This is a genomic window from Methyloglobulus sp. (genome assembly GCF_046714055.1).
Classification (GTDB): domain Bacteria; phylum Pseudomonadota; class Gammaproteobacteria; order Methylococcales; family Methylomonadaceae; genus Methyloglobulus.
On sequence record NZ_JBKKBJ010000123.1, the window covers coordinates 1 to 21680 of the forward strand.

Below are 21680 nucleotides of genomic sequence, written 5' to 3' on the forward strand. Positions count from 1 at the left end.
TCATTCCGGCAGGGATCGCCGGAATCCAGAAGCCAAGGACGGCATCCATGCCACCTGGATGCCGTCATTCCCTGACGGCATGACGGGTAACGTGGTTTTATATGAGATAAATGTCAACAGACCCTAGCGCATTCCCTTATCATTTAGAAAACTTAGTATGACTGTGATAATATGACGACGTCGGTTTTCAATTTTTTGTAAATGCTTAATTCCCACATTACGCACCAACTAATCGACCGTTTCGGCAGAAAGGTTGATTATTTGCGTATTTCCATTACGGATCGCTGTGATTTCCGCTGTGTGTATTGCATGTCTGAGGAAATGACGTTTTTGCCTCGCGAGCACGTCTTGTCGCTAGAAGAGTTATATTTTATTGCCCAGGCATTTGCTGAATTAGGGGTAAAAAAAATTCGGGTGACGGGTGGTGAACCTCTCGTCAGAAGGGGGGCGCTGGAGTTACTGCAAAATATTGGCCGGATAGACAGCCTGCACGAGCTGGTGCTGACAACGAATGGTTCGCAACTTGAACGCATGGCCTTACCCCTGAAAAAAACGGGGGTTAAGCGCATCAACATCAGCCTGGACACCCTAGATGCGGGTAAATTCAAGGCAATCACCCGTACGGGCGATTTACAGCAAGTTTTGCGCGGGATTGATGCGGCCCGTAACGCTGGGTTTGAGCGCATTAAAATCAATTCGGTGATACTCAAGGACAAAAACCATCTGGAAGTGGTCAGTCTGTTGCAATTTGCGGTCGATAAAGGCATTGATATCAGCTTTATTGAGGAAATGCCATTGGGGATGGTCAGTCAGCACGACCGTTCATCCTCCTATTATTCTAGTGATTGTATCAAGGCCGATTTGGCCGCCCATTTCTCTTTGATCGCCTCAACCGAAAAAACCGGCGGGCCGTCGGTATATTATAAGGTGCAAGGCACCCAAATCCGGGTTGGTTTCATTTCGCCGCACAGCGCCAATTTTTGTGGCTCCTGCAACCGGGTTCGGTTAACGGTTGAGGGACAGTTGTTGTTGTGCCTGGGCAATGAACATTCGGTTGATCTCAAGCAAGTCATCCGATCTTATCCCGGCGACATGGATATATTAAAACAGGCCATCGTTGATGCCATGCTTATCAAACCTGAAAAACACGAATTCAACATACATGAGCAACCGGTGATCTTACGGCACATGAGTGTTACGGGGGGGTAATTTAACCGTCCTTCAACATAATTCATCAGTTAGGCTTGATCTTTCCGCACTACCGTACGGGCAATCCCTTGTGGTTGCCCTGACAAGGCAGGCACAAGGCCTACCCCTACATCACCCACGCCATTTAGTTATATTTGTATAATTGCATTGATAGTTTTTAGCGTAAAGTTGAACATGATTTCTTCAACTGATTTTTTTAGGCTCATGGCGACTGCTGCCGCCAAAATAAGCGCAGCAATAATTATTGATAAAGGTTTACATGTCTTTTGACTCGCTCGGCCTATCGGACGCATTGCTTAAAGCAGTTGCCGACCAAGGCTATACAACACCTACACCTATCCAGGTTAAAGCTATCCCACCTATTCTTGCAGGCAAGGATATTATGGCGGGCGCACAAACCGGCACGGGCAAAACCGCCGGTTTTTCTTTGCCCTTGCTACAACGGCTTATGGAAAATGCGGATTTAAAACTCAAGCCCAAAAAGATTCGCGCTTTGGTATTAGTGCCCACGCGTGAATTGGCGGCCCAGGTTTATGAAAGTATCGCGACTTACGGAAAATACCTGCCCTTGCAGGCGCAAGTCATCATTGGCGGGGCTAGCATTGATGTACAGACTCGATTATTGCGCCACGGTTGCGATATCGTTGTCGCCACGCCAGGCCGCTTAATGGATCATTTATCCCAAAAAAACATAGCTTTATCTAATATTGAAATATTGGTGCTGGATGAAGCGGATCGAATGCTGGATATGGGTTTTTTGCCTGACATTCGCCGAATTTTGGCTTACCTGCCCAAAAATAGACAAAGCTTATTATTTTCCGCCACCATGCCCGGTGCCATTAAAACGCTTGCGGCAACCATTCTCCATCATCCCGTCGAAGTTGAAATCGCCAAACAGAATGCCACTGCAGATAACATTTCCGAGCGGGTGTATGGCATTGCCCAGGCGAATAAGCGCGAGTGCCTTTCCTATCTGATAGGGAGCAATAATTGGCAACAGGTGTTGGTTTTTGTCCGCACCAAACATGGCGCTGACCGCTTACAGAAACAGTTGATAAAGGACGGCATCAGTTCGGCTGCGCTGCATGGCAATAAAACCCAGGGTGCAAGAAATAAGGCTCTGGAGTATTTTAAGACCGGCAAAGTCGCTGTGTTGGTCGCCACCGATATTGCTGCCCGTGGACTGGATATTGAAGAACTGCCCCATGTGGTCAATTACGATTTACCGCAAGTCGCTGAGGATTACATTCACCGGATAGGCCGTACCGGACGCGCCGGATTGTGTGGCGCTGCACTGTCCCTGGCTTGTCCGGAAGAAGCCTATTTGCTGGAAGCTATCGAAAAACTGCTGAAACGGCAAATTCCACGGGTAAACGATACCGGTTATGAGCCGATTTCACTCAAGGTCATTGATGCGCCCAAAAAAAATGCAGCTGCCAAAAATTCAGGTAAAAAAGACTACCGCCATACCAGCAAAAAAATATTGCATCACAGCCATGGAAGCAGCAACAATTCGCGTGGCAATCATTCGAAAAAACCTGCAAATTCAAGGTCTCGATAACTCAAGCACACCCTGCATACCACATTTTTCGGTTTTTGTGCGACCATTCACATTTCGATACTAAAATTGAGTTATCATAAGTTTCGTATCATATAAAGATAAATTCATTAACCAGGAGCATTCAATCATGTCGTTTTTCGCATCGTTCACAAAAAAAGCCAAACTCGATGCCGCCGTAAAGAAAGCTGTTAAAGCACGTAAGGAAGAAGGCGGCATAGCGGATCAATTACTTAAAGAAGTCTATCAGGACTATGCCGATGTCTTGATCGGCGATTCTTTTCGCGCTAAAGCGTTGTACCATTGGGGGGTAACTTTACTGCACCAAGCAAAAAGCAAAACGCCGCCTGAATCGATCAATATCTACCGGAACGCGATTGCGAAATTTGCTTTTTGCATGACGATAGATCCCAGCTATCTTGCCGCAGCTATTGATGCCGGGGTTGCCTGTATGGATTTGGCCCGCGCCAGGGGCGTACCACCCAGTGATGAGCTGTACGAAATGGCGAAAAAGCAGTTTGAAAAAGCCAATTCCATTCAGGCCGGTGTTGCCACCTTTAATCTTGCCTGTGTCTATGGCATACGTGGCGATAATGAGAACTGCCTGGAAGCTTTGCAGACTGCAAAAGGGAAAGGCAATTTGCCGGAAGATGCTGATATTCTTGCCGATCCAGACTTGGCTAACATCAAAAACCAAGCCTGGTTTCAAGAATTCATGAGCTCATTGGAGGAAGATAGGCGGCTAGAGGAAGAAAAACGTTTGGCTGCAAAGGCCGCTGAAGAAGAAGCCAAGAAACCGAAACCTAAAGAAAAAACTGAATTCGATCCCTACCGTACTCCAAAAAAGAAGGTTGAGGAAAAGAAAAACGAACCCGAGGCAAAAGCTGATGAGCCTGAAGTCATTGAGGAAGCTCCGGCGATTGCCGAGAAACATGTAGAGCAATCCGTTGCGAATACCGAAGAAGCCATTCAAACACCTGTCGAAGAAGTATCTGTGTCTGCTATAGAAACACCTAAACAATCAAACGGTTAGAAGGATAAAGCAAGCACTTGGTTTTGGATTTTTTCACGGTCTCCCATACCGACCGCCCCAATTTGAAGGGTGGTTGTCGTGATCCCTGTGCTGGCCTGACCCTCTGCCGCCAGGGTGATCGTCTCTTCTTGCAAGAGGGACATGTCTGTCATCACGGTGAGCCAGGGGTTCTGGCCTACGCTGAGGATGATCGTGCCTTCCTGCCGGAGGGGCATTTCTGTGTTCATGATGATCGTAGCTTGACATCGGGCGCGGCCTGGGCTGAGGACGGTTGTAATAATTATTTTGGTAGTAATTGTCGGAATGATGACCGCCATAAGGCCTACCATGACCCCAGTTTCCCGATGGTCTAGGGTGATGGTTCTGATAATTGCCGTAGCCGGGGTAATAAGATCCATTATCGGGATAAGAACTGTATTGCCTTGGGTAATGTACACAAGCAGACAGTAATAATACCAAACCTGACAAAACGATTTTTTTAGTAAGAGTGTTCACGTTTTTCTCCTGTGATATAAATTGTTGGCTAAAGAATATCAACAGGGGACTGAATACTGTATGAACCAGGAATAATTATTTTTTAGAAATAGCGCCCATTCAAAAGAAAATGAGCGGCAATACTAGCGAAATAACCTAAAGCGATAGCTGGGGTCCATTTTAAATGGCTAGTAAAGGTATAAATACCCTTAGCCTGCCCCATTAAACCGACTCCGGCCGCAGAGCCAACCGCCAACAAACTGCCACCTACTCCGGCGGTCAACGTAACCAACAACCACTGCCCCTGGGAAATATCGGGCGCCATTGTCAATACCGCCAGCATGATGGTTCCGTTATCAACAAAGGCTGAAGCAATACCGACTAAAATATTGGCGACCGAAGGGTCAAGTCCGACATACAAAACCTGGGACGCCAAGCCCAGATAACCGATAAAGCTCAAGCCGCCGACAGCAACCATGACACCGTAGAAAAACAGCAGCGTATCCCATTCCAGGTTTGCGACTTTATTAAAGACATCAAAGGGTTGGTCTATCATTTCCGCCTTGTATCGCGCTGTGTTCATGACCTTCATGGGAGCGAAATAGTCGATGTAACTGGATTTTTCTCCTGTCGCATTCTTGGTTGTCGATGCGGCCAAACTGTTTTTTTGTTTAGCTGATATTGCTTGGGATTCCGTATCGTCTTCTTCAGAATCGTCTTGGTTAGCTGAAGTTTTTTGTAAATAATAACTGAAAAACTTAAGGTAAGTCAGGCCTAGCATCATACCTGCTGCGGGGGGTAGGCTCAGGAAATTCTCGAAACAGGCCGACGTAACTATGGTCAATACAAATAAACCGATGATAACCCAGCCACCCCGCTTCATGGGTTGTGATTCGATGAGCGCTGCCGGGCTTTTCTTCGGAATAAAGTGATGCATAATAACAGCCGGCACTATCATGTTGACTAGCGCCGGGATCAACAGGGAGAAGAAATCGGCAAATGGAACCACGCCTTTTTGCCACACCAAGAGCGTGGTGATATCGCCAAAAGGGCTGAACGAGCCACCGGCATTGGTGGCTACGACAACGTTAATGCAGGACAGCTTAACAAAACGTGGGCTATCCTTGCCCAGGGCCACAATAACCGAACCCATCAGTAATGCGGTGGTCAGGTTGTTGCAGGCCGACGAAATAAAAAAGGCCTGGAAACCGGTAATCCAGAATAATTGGCGGTAACTGAAATTCTTGCTTAACAACCATACCCGCAGCCTTTCAAACACGCTCCTGTCTTCCATGGCATTCAGGTAAGTCATTGAAACCATGATAAATAAAAACAGTTCTGCATAACCTATCAACACAGAACGAAAGGCAACCCCCGCTTGTTCACTTATGCCGCCATGAGCATAAACGGCGGCGATAAATACCCAGATCATGCTCGCAGCAAACACCATGGGCTTCGACTTTCGCAACTGGGTAACTTCCTCTGTCATAGCCAGGATATAAGCGACGGCAAACAAAACCAAAGCCAGATAACCGGCCCAGTGCCGGGTCAAATCCAAGGGTTGCACCGGACTTGTGGCATTTGTTCCTTCCCCAGCGAATGCCAAAGACGGCAAAAGCAGCACGAGCAGTATCGAGCTAGTTTTTTGACAGAGCAGCATTTTTTTAATCGGTAACATAAAAGTCTTGAAGGACGGATTCCGTCTCTGTCTTAAAGTAAAATTCTGGATTCCCCGTTATCTTATCAATCTGGCATCATTTCCCCAATAAACAATAAAACTTCTGCCAGTCAAATGATTCGCCGGGGTCGGTCTTGCGTCCGGGGGCGATGTCGCTGTGACCGGTGATCCGTTCGGTCGATAGTCCTGGATAAGCTTTCAATAAGGTATTAACGACAGCGGCAAGCTGAACATATTGCGCTTCGGTATAAGGTATTGTCTCCGTACCTTCAAGTTCTATGCCAATAGAAAAATCATTGCAGCGTTCTCGCCCTTCATAGCTTGATTGCCCGGCATGCCAGGCGCGTTTGTCAAACGGTACGTATTGCACTATATCACCCTTTCTCTTGATGACTAGGTGCGACGACACCGTAAGCTGGGAAATGTCTTTAAAGTAGGGATGTCCATCAGGATTGAGACGGTTACAAAATAACTGGTCGATGCCCGAGTTGCCGAATTCACCCGGCGGAAGGCTGATGCAGTGGATGACGAGCAAGGAAATATCGTCCGGATCTGGACGGTCATCGAAGTTAGGTGAGGGAACGTGGCTGGCTTCACTAAGCCAATGTTGGGTTATGTGCATGTGATATCTAAGGCTCAAGGCGAAAGGCACAAGGCAAAAAGATGAGCGCTGTTTTGCACCTTTTGCCCTTAGCCTTGTGCTTAAGTCATTTTACCTGCGATTGGCATAAACTGACTTAAAATATGAGGATGCCAATCCTGCTTTGCCAATTTTCTTAAGCCCCTCACCCTAGCCCTCTCCTCTGGGAGAGGGCTAGGGTGAGGGTGGTTTTTGAATTTTTAGAGAATACCTTTAGTTTACGTTGTGTGGTAGCATTCTTTAACCTTTATTACTGAGCCACTCGGCGACCTTGTGAAAACTATAAACCTGAATGAGCGGATCATCTTCGCACTGGATGTCCCTAACCCTGATGAGGCAAAACAGTGGGTCAGAAAGCTGGATGGCGACATTAAATTTTTTAAGGTCGGCCTGGAGTTGTTTTTGGCCGGTTGGTGGGATATGGTTGATTTCATCATCGACCGTGGCAACAAGGTCATGCTGGACTTGAAGTTTTTTGATATTCCAGAAACCGTCCATCTTGCCATTCAGCAAGTCAAAGACCGGGGCGTAACCTTCGCCACGATACACGGCAATGATGCCATCATCAAAGCCGCGCTTTCCGACCGGGGCAATGTCAAAGTGTTGGCTGTTACCGTGCTGACCAGTTTCGATGAATCGGACATGCGGCAAATGGGGCTGACTGGCTCGGTTGAGGAGTTGGTGCTGATTCGCTCCAGAAAGGCGCTGGGTTTGGGCTGTGACGGGGTGGTTTCATCGGCTTTGGAAGCCAAGCCGTTACGCGATGGGCTAGGCAGCAATTTTCTTGTCGTTACTCCAGGGATAAGGCCAGAATCAAGCGCTCCTGGTGAAGATGACCAAAAACGGATTGCCACGGCACGTAAGGCAATTATCAATGGCGCTGACCATGTGGTGATTGGTAGGCCCATCCGTACGTCAGAAGACCCCATTGGCACCATTAAAAAATTCCAGGATGAAATAGCGCAGGGGCTTGCCAACCGTTAGCCGCGCCATCTGAATTGCGACGGTTAAGAAAATATTAATGTTCTCCTGAAAGGGAATAGCGGCTTTTATAATTTTGCAGTGGAAGGTAGTCCCGTGACAAATCCAATCAATAAGCACTTATTCAGGCTGACTTTTGTGTTGATATTATCTGGATGCGCGAGTGATCCAGCCAGCGATTACAACGCGTATCCACAAGTCACCAATAACCCGCAGACTTCTGTTCCAGTAAGGCCGAGTATGTCTCCGCCCCGACCTATACAGCCTCACAATCCCTATCACCCCAAAGTGCCGTCTTATATTCCTTCCGATTCTTACAACCATTCATATAACGAGCCCTACGGCACGCCGGGTAATTATGCCAATTCTTATCCGGTAAGAAACTTTATCCGGCACATGGTCGGAACACACGGGTTTTCCGAAACCTATCTTCAAGGGCTGTTCGCACAAGCCAACCGGTTGGATTCGGTTATCCGTTTGGAAAATCCTGCACCCAGCGGTTCTTCAAAACCGCGCTTAGGTAGCTGGACCCGCTATCGTAACAAGTTCCTCACTGATGCACACATCAGTGACGGAGTAGAATTTTGGCGTATTAATGCGGATGCCATCCGTCAAGCTAGCTCTGCCTATGGCGTTGACCCCGAATACATTGTTGGCATCATTGGGGTAGAAACCTATTTCGGCAAAAATATAGGCAAAACTTGCGTTTTTGATGCCTTGACCACCTTATCTTTTGACACCTACAGGCGTTCCAAGTATTTTATGTCGGAACTGGAAAATTTCTTGTTGATGGCGCGTGAGGAAGGTTACAACCCACGCGAACCGGTCGGTTCCTGGGCAGGCGCGATGGGCTTGGGGCAGTTCATGCCCAGCAGTTTCCGTCGTCTGGCGGTTGATTTTGACCGCAACGGACGGCGCGACCTTTGGCATCCTAATGATGCGATTGGCAGTGTCGCGCATTATTTCTCACGCAACGGTTGGGACTATAAAAGCCCGGTAGCGCAACCGGCTAGCGATTATTATGGGGCTTCCGTCATCGAATTAAGTACGTATGAAGGCATGGAATATTGGCGCGTCCACCCTAATTTTAAAGTGATCAAACGCTACAACAACAGTAACAAGTATGCGATGGCTGTCCACCAATTGGCACAAGCGATCAAGCGACGTTATTAACTGTCGCAGGCGGGTGAAGCCGTGGCTAGTCTAATGCCTGTGCTGACTGGGATTTGTGTCAACCCTTAAGATCAATCGTTTCAGGAAAATTCATGCCAACAAAATATACAGCCTTAAAAGACCACGATACACCCATAAAGGTGTTGTTTACCGGTTACCTTGTTACTGTCGGTATCGGTTATATGTTTGCGCTCATCCAAATATTGCTGACCCACGGGTTGGCCGACGGTAAATTCGGCTTATCGGTCGATGATATTGTTTATAGCTATTATGGGAATCGCTCCGGGACTGTGTTGGAGCAAAAGCTTAACGGTTCCATGAAGGATAATGCCTCGGAACAACAGCGTTTTGAAATTATGCAGTGGGTCAGGGATGGGGCGGATATCGGCGATTACAAAGACGACGGCATCGAAAAGATCATTCAAGACCGCTGTGTGATGTGCCACAACAAAGAGGCTTCGAGAATTCCAAATTTTAATGATTTTGAGCGATTAAAGGCGTTGACAGTCGAAGATGAGGGAGCCACCTTTGGATCACTGACGCGTGGTTCGCATATTCACATGTTTGGCATCAGTTTTATTTTTATGTTTGTCGGGATTATTTTCAGTTTTGCAGAAACCACAGACATTAAATTAAAGTGCATTGCCATCGGAATGCCGTATATTTTTCTTGTTACTGATATTGTGTCATGGTGGTTGACCAAGTTCTTCCCAGAGTTCGCTTGGCTGATTATTTTTGCGGGAATGGGTATGGGTGTTTCCCTCATGTTTATGTGGGTCACTTCAATCCTGGAAATGTGGTTATATAAACCGGTATTTGTTGATGGTCTAGGCTCCCATTACCAACGCTGGAGAACTGATTTTGCTACAAGCAGCCACGAAGAGTGGTTCAAGAAGCTGTTGTCGGTTACTGTCGGTATTTTAGGATTGCTTAAACGAGTTGTGGGCATAGCCGTAGAAAAATGGTTAAGTATCGGCCTGCCATTCATCCAAAAAATTTTAAAGAATGCGATTGAAAAGTGACCACACCTTATCATGACCGACCCATATATAGTCGATGTAAGTGCCTACCTTAAAGAAGACATCGGCTCAGGCGACATCACGGCAAACATTATTCCTGAAACCGTTCAGGCTGAGGCGGTCGTTATAACACGGGAAGCGATGGTGTTATGCGGTCAGGCCTGGTTCGATGCGGTTTTCAGGTATCTCAATGCTGATATAAACATTTTGTGGTTGGTACATGAGAGCGAGGCTGCTAGTGCAGGATCAACCTTATGCAAGCTCAGTGGTTCCGCCAGGACTTTGCTGACTGGGGAACGTACGGCTTTGAACCTCTTACAAACCCTATCCGCCACTGCAACGATAGCCAAAAAATATGCCGATGCTGTCGCCGGTACGGATTGCAAGGTGCTGGACACCCGAAAAACGATTCCAGGCTTAAGAAAAATTCAAAAATATGCCATAGCTTGTGGCGGTTGCCATAACCACAGGATGGGTTTGTATGATGGCGTACTCATCAAGGAAAATCACATTATTGCCGCAGGTTCAATAGCAAACGCCGTACAAATAGCGCGGCAACAGTCATCGGTTCCGGTGGAAGTGGAGGTTGAATCGCTACAGGAATTCCAGGAGGCCATTGCCGCACGGCCTGACCGGATTATGCTCGACAACTTCACCTTGGACGACATGCGGGCGGCTGTCGTCATGAACCACAACGCAATTGAATTGGAAGCTTCGGGCAATATCAACTTAGAAAACATTCGCCCGATTGCTGAAATGGGTGTTGATTACATTTCCATTGGCGCGTTGACCAAAAATATCAGGGCGATTGACTTAAGTATGCGGATTAATTTGGTTCATTAACATGATCGAAAATGCCAGCGCTTTGTTTAATCGGATTACCCACGGTGTTTACGTCATTGCCGTAGCCAACGGCTCGGAACAAAATGCGTTTACCGCAGCCTGGGTTATGCAGGTGTCCTTTGCCCCGCCCATGATTGCCTTCAGCATCAATCACGGGCATTATTCTTATAAACTGTTACAGGCCAGTGGTGCGTGTACTGTCAATGTCTTGGGTCAAGACCACCTCGCTATCGCGGTGCATTTCGGACGTTCAGGAGTTAAGAAAAAAATGTCCACTTATCGCTGGCAAGCGGGAAAAACAGTGGCTCCGGTATTATCCGACAGTTTGGCGTATTTTGATTGCAAACTCAGCCACACGACGGACGCAGGCGACCACAAAATTGCAGTTTGCGAAGTGATTGATGCCGCCGAACTCAACACAGGCTGGCCTTTGCTATACAGCCAAACGGATAATATGGATGGTAGCAGCAATCTCTATAAGAGTTAAGCCCTGCGACGACTCAAGCCATTCCATCAAACAATTGATGGTCGATTAAATCGCATAAGCAATGCGTAATCAGCACATGGACTTCATGCGTACGGATTGCCGAGCTGGACGGAACCCGTATTTCCAAATCCCGTTCAGTCAATAAAGCTGAAACGGCCTCACTTTTTCTGCCTGTCAGGGCGATGATTGATATATCTTTAGCATGGGATACGGCGATTGCCTTGGCAATATTGGCGGAATGGTTGCCATCGGTATAAGTCACCAATACATCTCCATTTTGCCCGAGTGACCGGATGGGTTTGGAAAACACTTCCTCATAGCCATAGTCATTAGCAATGGCTGTGACGGTCGTCGTATCCATTGTCAGTGCAATAGCCGGTAATGAGGGACGGTCGCGTTCGAATTTATTCAACAGCGCTGACGATAATAACTGTGCACTAGCGGCGGAGCGGCCATTGCCGCAGGAAAAAATTTTCCGGTCATTCAATAACGCCGCCACCAACCGTTGTGAGGCCAGTTCAATAAGCTCACATAGTTCATTTAAGGCATCCTGTTTGGTTTGGATGCTGTCAGTGAAATGGTTGATGATTCGGTTTTGTAGGCTCATGAATTCAGTATCAAGGTTAAAAGGCGTCCTTTATCCAGTTGATGTCCCCATTCCCGGAGATGGCAACCACATCAAATCGCAGAGGGCAATCAACCCGCAGCGTCGATAGGTAATGCTGCGTGGCGGCTATTATACGGGCTTGTTTGCTGTGCGTAACGCTCTCAAGGGCGCTGCCATAAAAGTCCGACTTCCGGTATCGCACTTCAATAATGACCAGTGATTGCTGGTCGCGCATAACCAAATCCAGCTCACCCTGTTTGCAGCGATAGTTCCGGCAGACTGGTTTCAATCCTTTGCTGACCAAAAAATCATGGGCTTGGTCTTCCGCGCTTTTGCCACGTAATAAGTGTGCTGCCTTCGTTTTTAGTGAGTCGAACATGCCTATGTTTTCTATTGAATAGGAGCAGGCGTTGCCTGTTTGGTATCGTAGAAATGCGACACGGGTTTGCTGCCACTGCTGTTGTGACGGCTGTGGACAGCCAAAAATACGGCTTTAATTGCTTTGGCAAGATCCAAAAAAGGGTCGGACTCAGGCAATAAGCCCAAGGTTTCAAGAATCATGCCCTGATTCTTTTTCCGTTCATCAGGTTTGGTCAAAAAAGCATCCAGGGCAATCCTGGCCTTGGCGCTTTCCAACAAGTTGCCCGTCAAGGAATAAGCAAAGGTCTGGAATTGAAAGTATTTGATTTTATCGGTTGCGCCCAGTTGCCTGATTTCCGTGATCGCCAGCTTGCTTATTGCCTGCTCTGCCTCGCCAAAACTAAGCAGGATTTGGGCATACAGCAGATTGAATTGCGTTTGCTGCTGGGAAGTCAATTCCGATCCGTTGATCAAATCAGCCTGTTGCTTGGCCGCATTGCCCTTTCCTGCCTGAATAAAGGACTCGATACTCCGTAAACGGGCATTATTTTGTTCGACTGCCCAAGGCGATGGCGGTTCTTGATACAATCCGTAACTGTCCGGGAGTTTTGCACAGCCCGTCAACAGCAACCCACAGAAAAGTGGGACAATTGGATAGTAGCGGCTCATAGGGTTTTACCTTCATTGAGACAGAAATAATTCAAAACAGGGATTGCATGTCAAATCATTACGGCAAATTATACGTTGTTGCAACGCCAATAGGTAATTTGGCAGACATCAGCTTCAGGGCGATAGAGACCTTAAAACAGGTTGACCTGATTGCCGCCGAAGATACCCGCCATGTCAAATTATTACTGCAACATTACGGCATCAACAATAAAGTGCTGTCTTTCCATCAACATAACGAAGAAAAAGTAGCGGAAAGCCTACTAGAAAAACTGCGTAGTGGAGTCTCAGTCGCCCTGGTTTCTGATGCGGGTACGCCACTATTGAGCGATCCCGGTATGCCGCTGGTACGCAAAGTTAAGGATGCTGGCTTGGCAGTTGTGCCTATCCCTGGGGCTTGCGCCTTGATTGCCGCCTTGTCTGCGGCGGGATTACCGGTTACGCAATTCTCTTTCGAAGGTTTTTTGCCGCGCACGTCCTCGGCACGGAAAGATTTCTTCACCGAAAAATTGACCTCACAGACAACCTGGGTATTCTATGAGTCCTGCCATCGCATATTGGCGGCATTAAAGGATATGGTAGCCATTCTGCCTCCTGACCGGCAAGTCGTTATCGCCAGGGAACTGACCAAGCTGCATGAAACCATAGTCAAAACTAATCTGGCAAATGCAGTGGAACTGGTAGCTCAAGACGAAAATATGCGCAAAGGCGAATTTGTGGTAATCGTTGAGGGTGCAGCAAAAGTTACCAAAAAAGACGATGCCCTCAGCCCAGAGCAGATAAGCATACTTGCCGTGCTTATGCGCGAATGCTCAATCAAAACCGCCGTTGAACTGGCAGTAAAAATCACCGGAGCCAGAAAAAAACTGCTTTACCAGGCGGCATTGGATTTGGAAAAGCAAGATTAATAAGCGAATACCCATTTAATATGAGACAGGATGAAACGCTCTACTCTCCATGCTTCTTAGCCAACCCTTCCAGATGTATCCGTCCGGCTTCGGCTTTTTTCTGTTTAGCAATCGTCCGGCAAGCAAGGCAAAGTACCGCCGTGGTATTGATATTGCCTTTGGCTTCCGCATACCACCACTTTTGTCTTTCCGCAGGCCACACTTCTTCCGTGCCGCATTGGCGGCATATCACCACTTTGTCGATGTAAAACTTGGGCAACGTGCCATAAGTGTTATTGTGGGACAACTTGCTGGCATCAGCCAGTACCGCGCCGGGCGGCGGTGCGTCATAACGCGGGTCTATACTGACGAGCGCCTTCGCCCGTGTCAAGCGGCTTTCCTTTAAACGCTCACGTTTGCTTTGTTTGCTGGTCATTGCAGGTAATGGGGGGTTAACAGCTATATCACATCAAAAGCTACCTACTTTATAAGTGATCGCTCGAACTAATTAAAAGATTCGTAATTATCTCATAATCAATTTTGAATTGATGGGTCGATGTTGTTTGTTGACCGATAATCACTATTCCAACCCCCATTTGCCGATTACGGTATAATTTCCCCAGAAAGAGTCGGCTGGGCAGTCGCTGTTTTATCGCAAGATAAAATGGAGGAAAGTCCGGGCTCCATTGGGCAGGGTGCCAGGTAACGCCTGGGAGGTGTGAACCTACGGAAAGTGCCACAGAAAATATACCGCCCACCTCTTGTAAAAGGGGATGGTAAGGGTGAAAAGGTGCGGTAAGAGCGCACCGCGCAACTGGTAACAGGGGCGGCACGGTAAACCCCACCTGGAGCAAGATCAAATAGAGGAATATACGCGTGGCCCGCGCGGTTCCTGGGTAGATTGCTTGAGCTGCAAGGTGACTTGCAGCCTAGATGAATGGCTGCTCTCGACAGAACCCGGCTTACAGGCCGACTTTTTCTTCTTTTAACAAGTCGCACACTCGCCGACTACTTAGTTTGTGTAGCATTAGTCAATAAACTAATTCGACGATTCCCTGGTTTTTAGCTGGACTCATCTCAATTACTGCTTAATAAAAAAACCCGAACCTCAGACAACCGGTAAGGCTGGCTGAGGTTCGGGCTTATTCTTGTCACCAGCCCGAAACAGGGCAATATTTACTTGTTCACAATACTAATGCCTTTCAATAAGGTTAATGCTTGATAGAGTGGGTAGTCTTTATATTCGGCACTTTCCTTGGTTTTTCCTGAATCGCCCTCTTTCGCCACCTCCTTTGCTTTACCATTCTGCAAGTGATGCGATAGGTCGGCTTCTTTTACTGGATCGAACTCGGTTTTGTCCAGGGATTCCAGCTTAACATTTGCCAACGCAATGTCAGGCTCGATGCCTTCAGCCTGTATCGACCTGCCGGATGGTGTATAGTAACGGGCCGTCGTCAGCTTAACTGCCGCGCCACTGCTGGTTGGCAAGATGGTTTGCACGGAGCCCTTACCGAAAGATTTCTCACCCATAATTACCGCGCGTTTTTGGTCTTGCAACGCTCCCGCCACAATCTCGGAAGCTGATGCCGAACCCGCATTAATCAGCACAACCATCGGCGCACCATCGATAAGGTCATCGGGAGCCGCATTAAAACGCATTTCAGAATTTTCGATACGTCCCTCGGTATAGACAATAAGCCCTGATTTCAGGAAAGCATCGCTGACATCCACCGCAGCATTCAAGACACCACCTGGGTTATTTCTTAGATCCAGCACCAAGCCTTTGAGACGGCTACCGTTTTCTTTTTTCAGGTTGGCCAAGGCTTCTTTCAGGCTTTCCCCAGTGCCGGATTGGAAACTGCTGATCCGCAAATAACCATAATCCTTCTCCAAAATACGGCTTTTCACGCTTTGGACTTTAATGTCTGCACGAACCAAGGTCAGCTTAAGGGGTGCTTCCGCGCCTTCGCGCACCACAGTAAGCACGATTTTGCTACCCGGCTCACCGCGCATCTTCTTGACTGCATCAGCCAAAGACATGCCTTTTACAGGTTCATCATCAAGCCTGACAATCAGGTCACCTGTTTTTATCCCCGCCCGTTGTGCTGGCGTATCGTCAATGGGTGAAACGACTTTGATAAAACCGTTCTCCATGGTCACTTCAATGCCCAAGCCACCGAAATGTCCGGTTGTGCCTTCTTTTAATTCCTGGTATTCCTCAGAAACCAGATAGGCAGAATGGGGATCAAGGCCAGCAAGCATACCTCGAATGGCATCTTCCAATAATTTTTTGTCTGAGACGGGCTCCACATAATCCCGCTTAATCCGGCCAAAAATTTCCGTAAATGTCCGTAAATCTTCAAAAGGCAATGCCTCGGAATCCACCGAAGTATCACTTTTGTTCTTTTCAGCAACTACGCTACCGCAGATACCTACGAAAACACCCAGCATAATTCCTAAGGACAAAATAAATAGACTATTCTTTTTTAGCATGCGCCTTTAAACTCCAGCCACCACAATATCTTTAATTTTTTGGGACAATCCTGAAAACCACCGCTTATCCAACTTCGCACTCTTACCATAGAAATGTAACAAGTCCCTTTTAGCAGGGTATTGAGAAATACCCTGCTAGCGCAGTGCCATGTATGCACTGCCTTTTATCAATGACTGTTAAGGAATTGATAAAAGAAGCTTTCGTAAAACCACGTTTTGCGAAAGCGAATTACAAAAGTCCATGAATGGAGTTTTGTAACATCCTACTAGTTACGGCACCAGAGCAGCGGATCAATGGACTTGCCATTCTGGCGTATTTCAAAATATAGTCCAGCTTTGCTACGTCCGCCGCTCTGACCCACCGAAGCAATCACATCCCCCGCCTCAACCCAATCACCTTTGCGCTTATAAAGGCTTTGGTTAAATGCGTACAGCGTCATGTATTCCTTGTCATGCTCAACAATTATCAGCAATCCATAGCGTTTCAGGGTTCCGGCATAAGCGACTTTCCCTTTCGTCACTGCTTTTATCTCAGCGCCTTCCTTCGCATTGATCAGCACACCTTTCCAGATGTCTTCCGATGAAGGGCCGTCAAACATGCTCGCCAATTTGCCTCTTATGGGCAAGGGCAATTTACCCTTTAGGGAGGAGAATTCTCCGGTCAGCTTGGGAAAACTCTCTGTGTTTTCTGGGCTGATTGCATCAGGACTTGGCGCTTCAACTTCCTGATTACCATCATCAGGTTCGTTTTCTAACGTTCTGATAAGGTTTATCAGTTTATTTTCACTTTCTTTTAAACGACTTAACTGGTCTTCTTCGGAATAAAAACCGTCGTTTAGCCGTGCAACCAGGTCGTTTCTCTGTTTTCTGGTTTCATCCAAGGCCGCTTGTTCCGATTTTTTTTGCCCCAGATTTTTTTCCAATAATTCGGTCTCCGCTTGCTTATCCTTATCTAACTGATCCAAATATCTGACAGTTTGCTGGATATTAGCGAGCTTTTCCAAACGGGACTTATTCAGGTATTCATAATATACCATCATTCGGCTGGATAATGCCGGATCTTGTTGATTAAGCATCAATTTTAATTTGTCTTGCTGCCCCATTGCATAAGCGGCCCTGACTTGTCCGGCCACAACCTTATTCAATTTGTCGATTTGTCCCTGGTATGAGCTTATTTCCTTCCGAATCTTGTCCAGGCTACGGCTGGTCAGTTCAATCTGGTCCCCAATCGATCTCAACGAAGCCGCAACGTCGCCGTAATGCTCATCAATCTGGGCTAACAAGCCCAACAATTCGTCTTTTTGCCGCCCTAATTCTTGTGGATCAGGATTGGTTACTACATCTGGCCCCGTATCACTTTGCTGCGGCGTATCAGCTATTTCTTCTGCATAAGTAGGACTCGTAAATAAGCTTAGCAGAAAACAAAAAACCAGAAATCTACGCATACACCAGCATCAAGCAGATGCGATAAGTGACCTACCGTTCATTTCTGCAGGTTGCGCTACGCCCAATATAGCCAGGATGGTAGGCGCCAAATCCTTTAAGCTACCACCAGAAGCAAGTTTACCTTCACCGCACACATAGACCAGCGGCACCGGATTGGTGCTATGGGCAGTCTGGATTTGCCCATCATCATCGACCATTTGCTCGATATTGCCATGATCCGCCGTTACCAGCATTTTTCCGCCCACACTCTTCAGCGCATCAACGACGCGCTGCAAGGAAGCGTCTATCGCCTCTACCGCCTTGATGGCTGCGGGTATAATCCCGGTATGCCCCACCATGTCACCATTGGCATAGTTGCAAATAATTACATCGTATTTGCCGCCCTTGATGGCTTCAACCAAGCGGTCAGTCACTTCCGGCAGGCTCATTTCCGGTTGCAAATCATACGTCCTCACCTTTGGCGAAGGGACCAATATCCTGTCTTCGCCAGGAAAACTAGCATCAACCCCGCCATTGAAGAAGAACGTTACATGGGCATATTTTTCTGTTTCTGCCAAACGTAATTGCGTCATTCCCAGATTCGACAAATATTCGCCCAGGCCATTTTTAATATCCACTGATGGGAAGGCAACCGGATAATCAAAATCTTCATGATATTCCGTCAGTGTCGTATAGCAGCCCTTGTGCGGCTCATGCCCCCGGTCGAACCCGGCAAAATCAACATCGGTTATGGCCTGGGATAGTTCCCGCGCCCTGTCGGCCCGAAAATTCATGAACACCACAGAGTCTTGAGTATCCAGCGTAACCGCCTGGCCTTCGGCATCCATAATAACCGTAGGCAAGACAAATTCATCCGTCTCACCCCTGTCATAAGCCGCGTTTAAACCCTCTAGCGCGGAACTCACACGATGGCTACCTTCGCCTTTGACGATCAAGTCGTAGCCTTGTTTAACCCGATCCCAACGCTTGTCCCTATCCATTGCATAAAAACGCCCCACGATGGATGCAATCCGTCCTACACCTAATGCCTTGAATTTTTCATCCAATAGCCTGATTGAAGCAGCCGCGCTTTTGGGTGGCACATCCCGTCCATCCAGAAATGCGTGTAGATAAATGTTACGAAGCCCTCTTTTGGCGGCTAACTTGACCATTGCCACAATTTGGTCTTCATGGCTATGGACTCCGCCCGGAGACAACAGCCCCATGATATGTAGGGCCTTGCCTTTTTCCTTGGCCGCATCGACCGCCTGGCACAAAACCGGATTGGTAAAAAAGCTACCGTCTTTGATTGCATCATTGATCTTGGAGAAATCCTGAGGTACGTAGCGGCCTGTACCGATGTGGATATGGCCTACTTCTGAATTGCCCATTTGCCCGTCTGGCAAACCAACCACTTCTCCGGAACACTCCAGCAAAGTCATGGGGCAGTCTTTTTGCAAACTGTCCCAACAGGGCGTATTCGCCATAGCAATGGCATTATTTTCTTGTTCCTTGGAATAACCAAATCCATCCAGGATTAGCAACACAACAGGTTTTGGCCGACTCGACATCTTACTTTTTATCTCCAGACACTTAACACACCCATTAACTACGGGACGCACTACTTTTGCGACCTGCCCACATTCCATTACCCGAAACACCCGAAAATAAGGTATCATTCCGCCGGATTTATAGGTTTTTCTATGCTTAGTGCGGGACCAACGCGCGCAAACGGGGGACATTATACTAAATATGCGTTAGCATGGGTGTGTAAAATACCCCGACCGAATCCCATCATTCATAAAGTCAAAAAGCAGACACCCTTATCTTTATCATGCCATTATCAGAAACTATAACAATAGATCGCCTCATAGAGTTCATTTTAAACCACTACATTTTGTCGCTCGCTCTGGTTGTGGTGACTTATCTGTTAATTCAGGAACTGTTCGACGCAGCGCTTAAAAAGTTTGGGTTTGTGTCCCCATTGCTTGCCGTAACCAAAATGAACAATGGCAATACCGTGGTTCTTGATGTGCGCGAACATGATGAATTTAATAAAGGCCATATTGAAAGTGCAGTCAACCTTCCTTTAAGCAAAATCAAGGAACAAACAACTAGCCTAGATGCTTATAAAAACAATCAGGTCTTGATTGTTTGCCAGGATGGTACGCGCTCATCCACGGCTGGAAAAATAATCACCAAAGCGGGGCTTAAGGATGTTTTTGTTATTACCGGCGGTATGCAATCCTGGCAGGAAGATTATAAATTACCCATTAAAGTCAACCGCAAACACAAGACTGGCGCTTGATATTTCTACGCAAGACTTAAATATAATTCATAACCTACATCATACAATTACCAGGCATCACTCATGGCCGAAGAAAACAATGCCCAAGAAAAACAATTCTCCATACAGAAGGTGTACACCAAAGACCTGTCCTTTGAGACGCCCAATGCGCCGAAAATTTTCCGAGAAAAATGGGAACCTGCCGTGGACTTCAACCTGGGTACACATGTTGACAAGCTGGACGAAACTGTATTTGAAGTCACCCTTACCGTGACGATCACCGTCAAAAGCGTCGATGCTACTGCTTATCTGGTTGAAGTGAATCAAGCCGGTATTTTCACTTTGGATAATTTTACCGAACAAGAAATGGGCCCTATGCTGGGCAGTTTTTGTCCTAACATCCTGTTCCCTTACGCACGGGAAGTCGTCTCTGATCTGGTTGCAAAAGGTGGTTTCCCCCAGTTGCTGCTCGCCCCCGTCAATTTTGATGCCCTGTACGGTCAACATTTGCACCAGATCCAACAACAAGCGGCTGGGTCAAACAGCATCAACTAGCTTGATCGGTCAATAAGATTGAGCCAAAAAATAACCCTGCTAGGGGCAGGTTCCTGGGGTACGGCACTAGCTATTTTGGCGGCCAGAAATGGTTGCCAGGTTTTATTGTGGGGGCATACCCCCGAACATATCGCGGGTCTCGCTAAAGAAAGAAAAAACCAGCGTTACTTACCAGACCTGAGCTTTCCAGAAAATGTAGCCGTCACTTCCGACCTGAAGAAAGCCGCCGAATATAGCGATCTCATCCTGGTTGCCTTACCCAGCCACGCCTTCAAAAGCACCCTGATTGATCTCAAGCCCCATGCTTCGGTTAAAGGTATAAAAATAGCCTGGGCCACCAAAGGTTTTAACCCAGAAGACGGCTCCTTGCTGCATCAAGTTGTCGCTGAAGTCTTTTCGCCAGAAACACCTGCCGCCATCCTTTCCGGCCCTACTTTCGCACACGAAGTAGCCGCAAACCTTCCTACGGCCATTACCGTTGCCTCAACGCAACCGCAGTTTGCCAACCAACTGGCCGACATCCTCCACAGCGACCGTTTTCGGGCGTACACCAGTTCCGATATCGTTGGCGTAGAGGTTGGCGGCGCAGTCAAAAATGTGCTGGCAATTGCCGCCGGTATTGCCGACGGCCTGGGCTTTGGCGCCAACACCCGAGCAGCGCTCATCACTCGCGGCCTTAGCGAAATCATGCGCTTAGGCATCAAACTCGGAGGCAAGCAAGAGACTTTCATCGGTCTTGCCGGTTTGGGCGACCTTGTCTTGACCTGCACCGACAACCAGTCCAGAAACCGTCGCTTTGGCCTAGCCTTAGGGCTAGGCAGGAGCAGGTCATCTATTATTGACGAAATCGGCCAGGAAATTGAAGGTATATCAACTGCCAAGGAAACCTACTTGCTCGCGAAACGGCACGGAATAGATATGCCGATAACAGAACAAACTTACAAGGTTTTATACGAGAATCTCAACCCGTTAAGCGCGGTGCAAAACCTGCTTGCCCGCGACCAGAAAGCTGAATCTTAGCTTTAGTATATGGACTTATATGAACGCCTCCCGTTTGCCAAGGACGAAATTACTATGCAGGGACAGATAGGCTGCCACAATTGGCAGAAATAGCTAGGTAGATACTCGGCTTTACCAAACCTTTCGGATATGTATTGCACTCTCCAATGCCAGCAACTTAGGCCCACTTGTTAAACGGATCTTTTATGATGTGCATTCCTTGGGCAGACCAAGCAGCATCCAAATGGAGTAACGATCAGGAATTCAACACTTTGGCATCCGTCTTTTTTTTGATGACATTAAGTT

At 47.4% G+C, this 21680-nt stretch carries 22 protein-coding genes and 1 other RNA gene; 13 read left to right on the plus strand and 10 right to left on the minus strand.

Annotated features, from left to right (window positions below; all coding sequences use genetic code 11):
- The first annotated feature begins 201 nt into the window (after positions 1-201).
- From moaA to ACLQ6D_RS07445, 3 genes are all read left to right on the plus strand, one after another.
- The gene (moaA, locus tag ACLQ6D_RS07435; RefSeq protein WP_411726653.1) at positions 202-1209 is read left to right on the plus strand and encodes a GTP 3',8-cyclase MoaA; all 1008 of its coding nucleotides are present in this window, start codon (positions 202-204) and stop codon (positions 1207-1209) included.
- A 259-nt stretch (positions 1210-1468) separates the two neighbouring features.
- Positions 1469-2770, plus strand: coding sequence for a DEAD/DEAH box helicase (locus ACLQ6D_RS07440; RefSeq protein WP_411726654.1), 1302 nt, complete (start codon positions 1469-1471; stop codon positions 2768-2770).
- A 127-nt stretch (positions 2771-2897) separates the two neighbouring features.
- Positions 2898-3800, plus strand: coding sequence for a TPR end-of-group domain-containing protein (locus ACLQ6D_RS07445; protein WP_411726655.1), 903 nt, complete (start codon positions 2898-2900; stop codon positions 3798-3800).
- Here the strand turns inward: ACLQ6D_RS07445 and ACLQ6D_RS07450 are convergent.
- The 3 genes from ACLQ6D_RS07450 to ampD all read right to left on the minus strand — a co-directional run bounded on the left by ACLQ6D_RS07450 (position 3797) and on the right by ampD (position 6574).
- On the minus strand, positions 3797-4198 hold the full coding sequence (locus ACLQ6D_RS07450; protein WP_411726656.1) for a hypothetical protein: 402 nt from the start codon (positions 4196-4198) through the stop codon (positions 3797-3799). The genes ACLQ6D_RS07445 and ACLQ6D_RS07450 overlap by 4 nt on opposite strands.
- 179 nt (positions 4199-4377) lie before the next feature.
- Positions 4378-5952, minus strand: coding sequence for a sodium:proton antiporter NhaD (nhaD, locus tag ACLQ6D_RS07455; protein WP_411726657.1), 1575 nt, complete (start codon positions 5950-5952; stop codon positions 4378-4380).
- Between the two features lie 76 nt (positions 5953-6028).
- Positions 6029-6574 (minus strand): 1,6-anhydro-N-acetylmuramyl-L-alanine amidase AmpD, encoded by a 546-nt coding sequence (gene ampD / locus ACLQ6D_RS07460; RefSeq protein ID WP_411726658.1) that lies wholly within the window; start codon positions 6572-6574, stop codon positions 6029-6031.
- Between the two features lie 291 nt (positions 6575-6865).
- Here ampD and pyrF point away from each other — a divergent pair, with 291 nt between their 5' ends.
- The 5 genes from pyrF (at position 6866) to ACLQ6D_RS07485 (ending at position 11095) form a co-directional block, all read left to right on the plus strand.
- Positions 6866-7576 (plus strand): orotidine-5'-phosphate decarboxylase, encoded by a 711-nt coding sequence (gene pyrF, locus ACLQ6D_RS07465; RefSeq protein ID WP_411726659.1) that lies wholly within the window; start codon positions 6866-6868, stop codon positions 7574-7576.
- 93 nt (positions 7577-7669) lie between these two features.
- Positions 7670-8746 carry a lytic murein transglycosylase gene (locus ACLQ6D_RS07470; RefSeq protein WP_411726660.1) on the plus strand — a complete coding sequence of 359 codons (1077 nt, stop codon included), beginning with the start codon at positions 7670-7672 and terminating at the stop codon, positions 8744-8746.
- 92 nt (positions 8747-8838) lie between these two features.
- On the plus strand, positions 8839-9768 hold the full coding sequence (locus ACLQ6D_RS07475) for a hypothetical protein (protein WP_411726661.1): 930 nt from the start codon (positions 8839-8841) through the stop codon (positions 9766-9768).
- 12 nt (positions 9769-9780) lie between these two features.
- Complete coding sequence (gene nadC, locus ACLQ6D_RS07480) at positions 9781-10608, plus strand: carboxylating nicotinate-nucleotide diphosphorylase (protein ID WP_411726662.1); 828 nt, start codon at positions 9781-9783, stop codon at positions 10606-10608.
- Position 10609: 1 nt separating this feature from the next.
- Positions 10610-11095, plus strand: coding sequence for a flavin reductase family protein (locus tag ACLQ6D_RS07485; protein WP_411726663.1), 486 nt, complete (start codon positions 10610-10612; stop codon positions 11093-11095).
- Positions 11096-11108: 13 nt separating this feature from the next.
- On the opposite strand, the gene ACLQ6D_RS07490 is transcribed toward ACLQ6D_RS07485, so the two are convergent.
- The 3 genes from ACLQ6D_RS07490 to ACLQ6D_RS07500 are packed head-to-tail and all read right to left on the minus strand — an operon-like array spanning position 11109 to position 12731.
- Positions 11109-11702, minus strand: coding sequence for an SIS domain-containing protein (locus tag ACLQ6D_RS07490; RefSeq protein ID WP_411726664.1), 594 nt, complete (start codon positions 11700-11702; stop codon positions 11109-11111).
- A gap of 16 nt (positions 11703-11718) precedes the next feature.
- Positions 11719-12081, minus strand: coding sequence for a YraN family protein (locus ACLQ6D_RS07495; protein ID WP_411726665.1), 363 nt, complete (start codon positions 12079-12081; stop codon positions 11719-11721).
- An 11-nt stretch (positions 12082-12092) separates the two neighbouring features.
- Positions 12093-12731 carry a penicillin-binding protein activator gene (locus ACLQ6D_RS07500; protein ID WP_411726666.1) on the minus strand — a complete coding sequence of 213 codons (639 nt, stop codon included), beginning with the start codon at positions 12729-12731 and terminating at the stop codon, positions 12093-12095.
- Between the two features lie 47 nt (positions 12732-12778).
- Here ACLQ6D_RS07500 and rsmI point away from each other — a divergent pair, with 47 nt between their 5' ends.
- The gene (rsmI, locus tag ACLQ6D_RS07505; protein ID WP_411726667.1) at positions 12779-13636 is read left to right on the plus strand and encodes a 16S rRNA (cytidine(1402)-2'-O)-methyltransferase; all 858 of its coding nucleotides are present in this window, start codon (positions 12779-12781) and stop codon (positions 13634-13636) included.
- A 40-nt stretch (positions 13637-13676) separates the two neighbouring features.
- On the opposite strand, the gene ACLQ6D_RS07510 is transcribed toward rsmI, so the two are convergent.
- Positions 13677-14051 (minus strand): zinc-ribbon domain containing protein, encoded by a 375-nt coding sequence (locus ACLQ6D_RS07510; protein ID WP_411726668.1) that lies wholly within the window; start codon positions 14049-14051, stop codon positions 13677-13679.
- 189 nt (positions 14052-14240) lie between these two features.
- Here ACLQ6D_RS07510 and rnpB point away from each other — a divergent pair.
- Positions 14241-14596: RNase P RNA component class A (gene rnpB, locus ACLQ6D_RS07515), an RNA gene on the plus strand.
- A gap of 195 nt (positions 14597-14791) precedes the next feature.
- Here the strand turns inward: rnpB and ACLQ6D_RS07520 are convergent.
- From ACLQ6D_RS07520 to gpmI, 3 genes are all read right to left on the minus strand, one after another.
- The gene (locus tag ACLQ6D_RS07520; RefSeq protein ID WP_411726669.1) at positions 14792-16108 is read right to left on the minus strand and encodes a S41 family peptidase; all 1317 of its coding nucleotides are present in this window, start codon (positions 16106-16108) and stop codon (positions 14792-14794) included.
- Positions 16109-16374: 266 nt separating this feature from the next.
- Complete coding sequence (locus tag ACLQ6D_RS07525; protein WP_411726670.1) at positions 16375-17553, minus strand: murein hydrolase activator EnvC family protein; 1179 nt, start codon at positions 17551-17553, stop codon at positions 16375-16377.
- A gap of 9 nt (positions 17554-17562) precedes the next feature.
- A complete protein-coding gene (gpmI, locus tag ACLQ6D_RS07530; protein ID WP_411726671.1) occupies positions 17563-19104 on the minus strand; it encodes a 2,3-bisphosphoglycerate-independent phosphoglycerate mutase in 1542 nt (513 codons plus the stop codon).
- 263 nt (positions 19105-19367) lie between these two features.
- Between gpmI and ACLQ6D_RS07535 the strand changes: the two genes are divergently transcribed.
- The 3 genes from ACLQ6D_RS07535 to ACLQ6D_RS07545 all read left to right on the plus strand — a co-directional run bounded on the left by ACLQ6D_RS07535 (position 19368) and on the right by ACLQ6D_RS07545 (position 21395).
- Positions 19368-19841 carry a rhodanese-like domain-containing protein gene (locus ACLQ6D_RS07535; protein ID WP_411726672.1) on the plus strand — a complete coding sequence of 158 codons (474 nt, stop codon included), beginning with the start codon at positions 19368-19370 and terminating at the stop codon, positions 19839-19841.
- 63 nt (positions 19842-19904) lie between these two features.
- Positions 19905-20375 (plus strand): protein-export chaperone SecB, encoded by a 471-nt coding sequence (gene secB / locus ACLQ6D_RS07540; RefSeq protein ID WP_411726673.1) that lies wholly within the window; start codon positions 19905-19907, stop codon positions 20373-20375.
- Positions 20376-20393: 18 nt separating this feature from the next.
- Positions 20394-21395 carry an NAD(P)H-dependent glycerol-3-phosphate dehydrogenase gene (locus ACLQ6D_RS07545; protein ID WP_411726674.1) on the plus strand — a complete coding sequence of 334 codons (1002 nt, stop codon included), beginning with the start codon at positions 20394-20396 and terminating at the stop codon, positions 21393-21395.
- Positions 21396-21680: the final 285 nt, after the last annotated feature.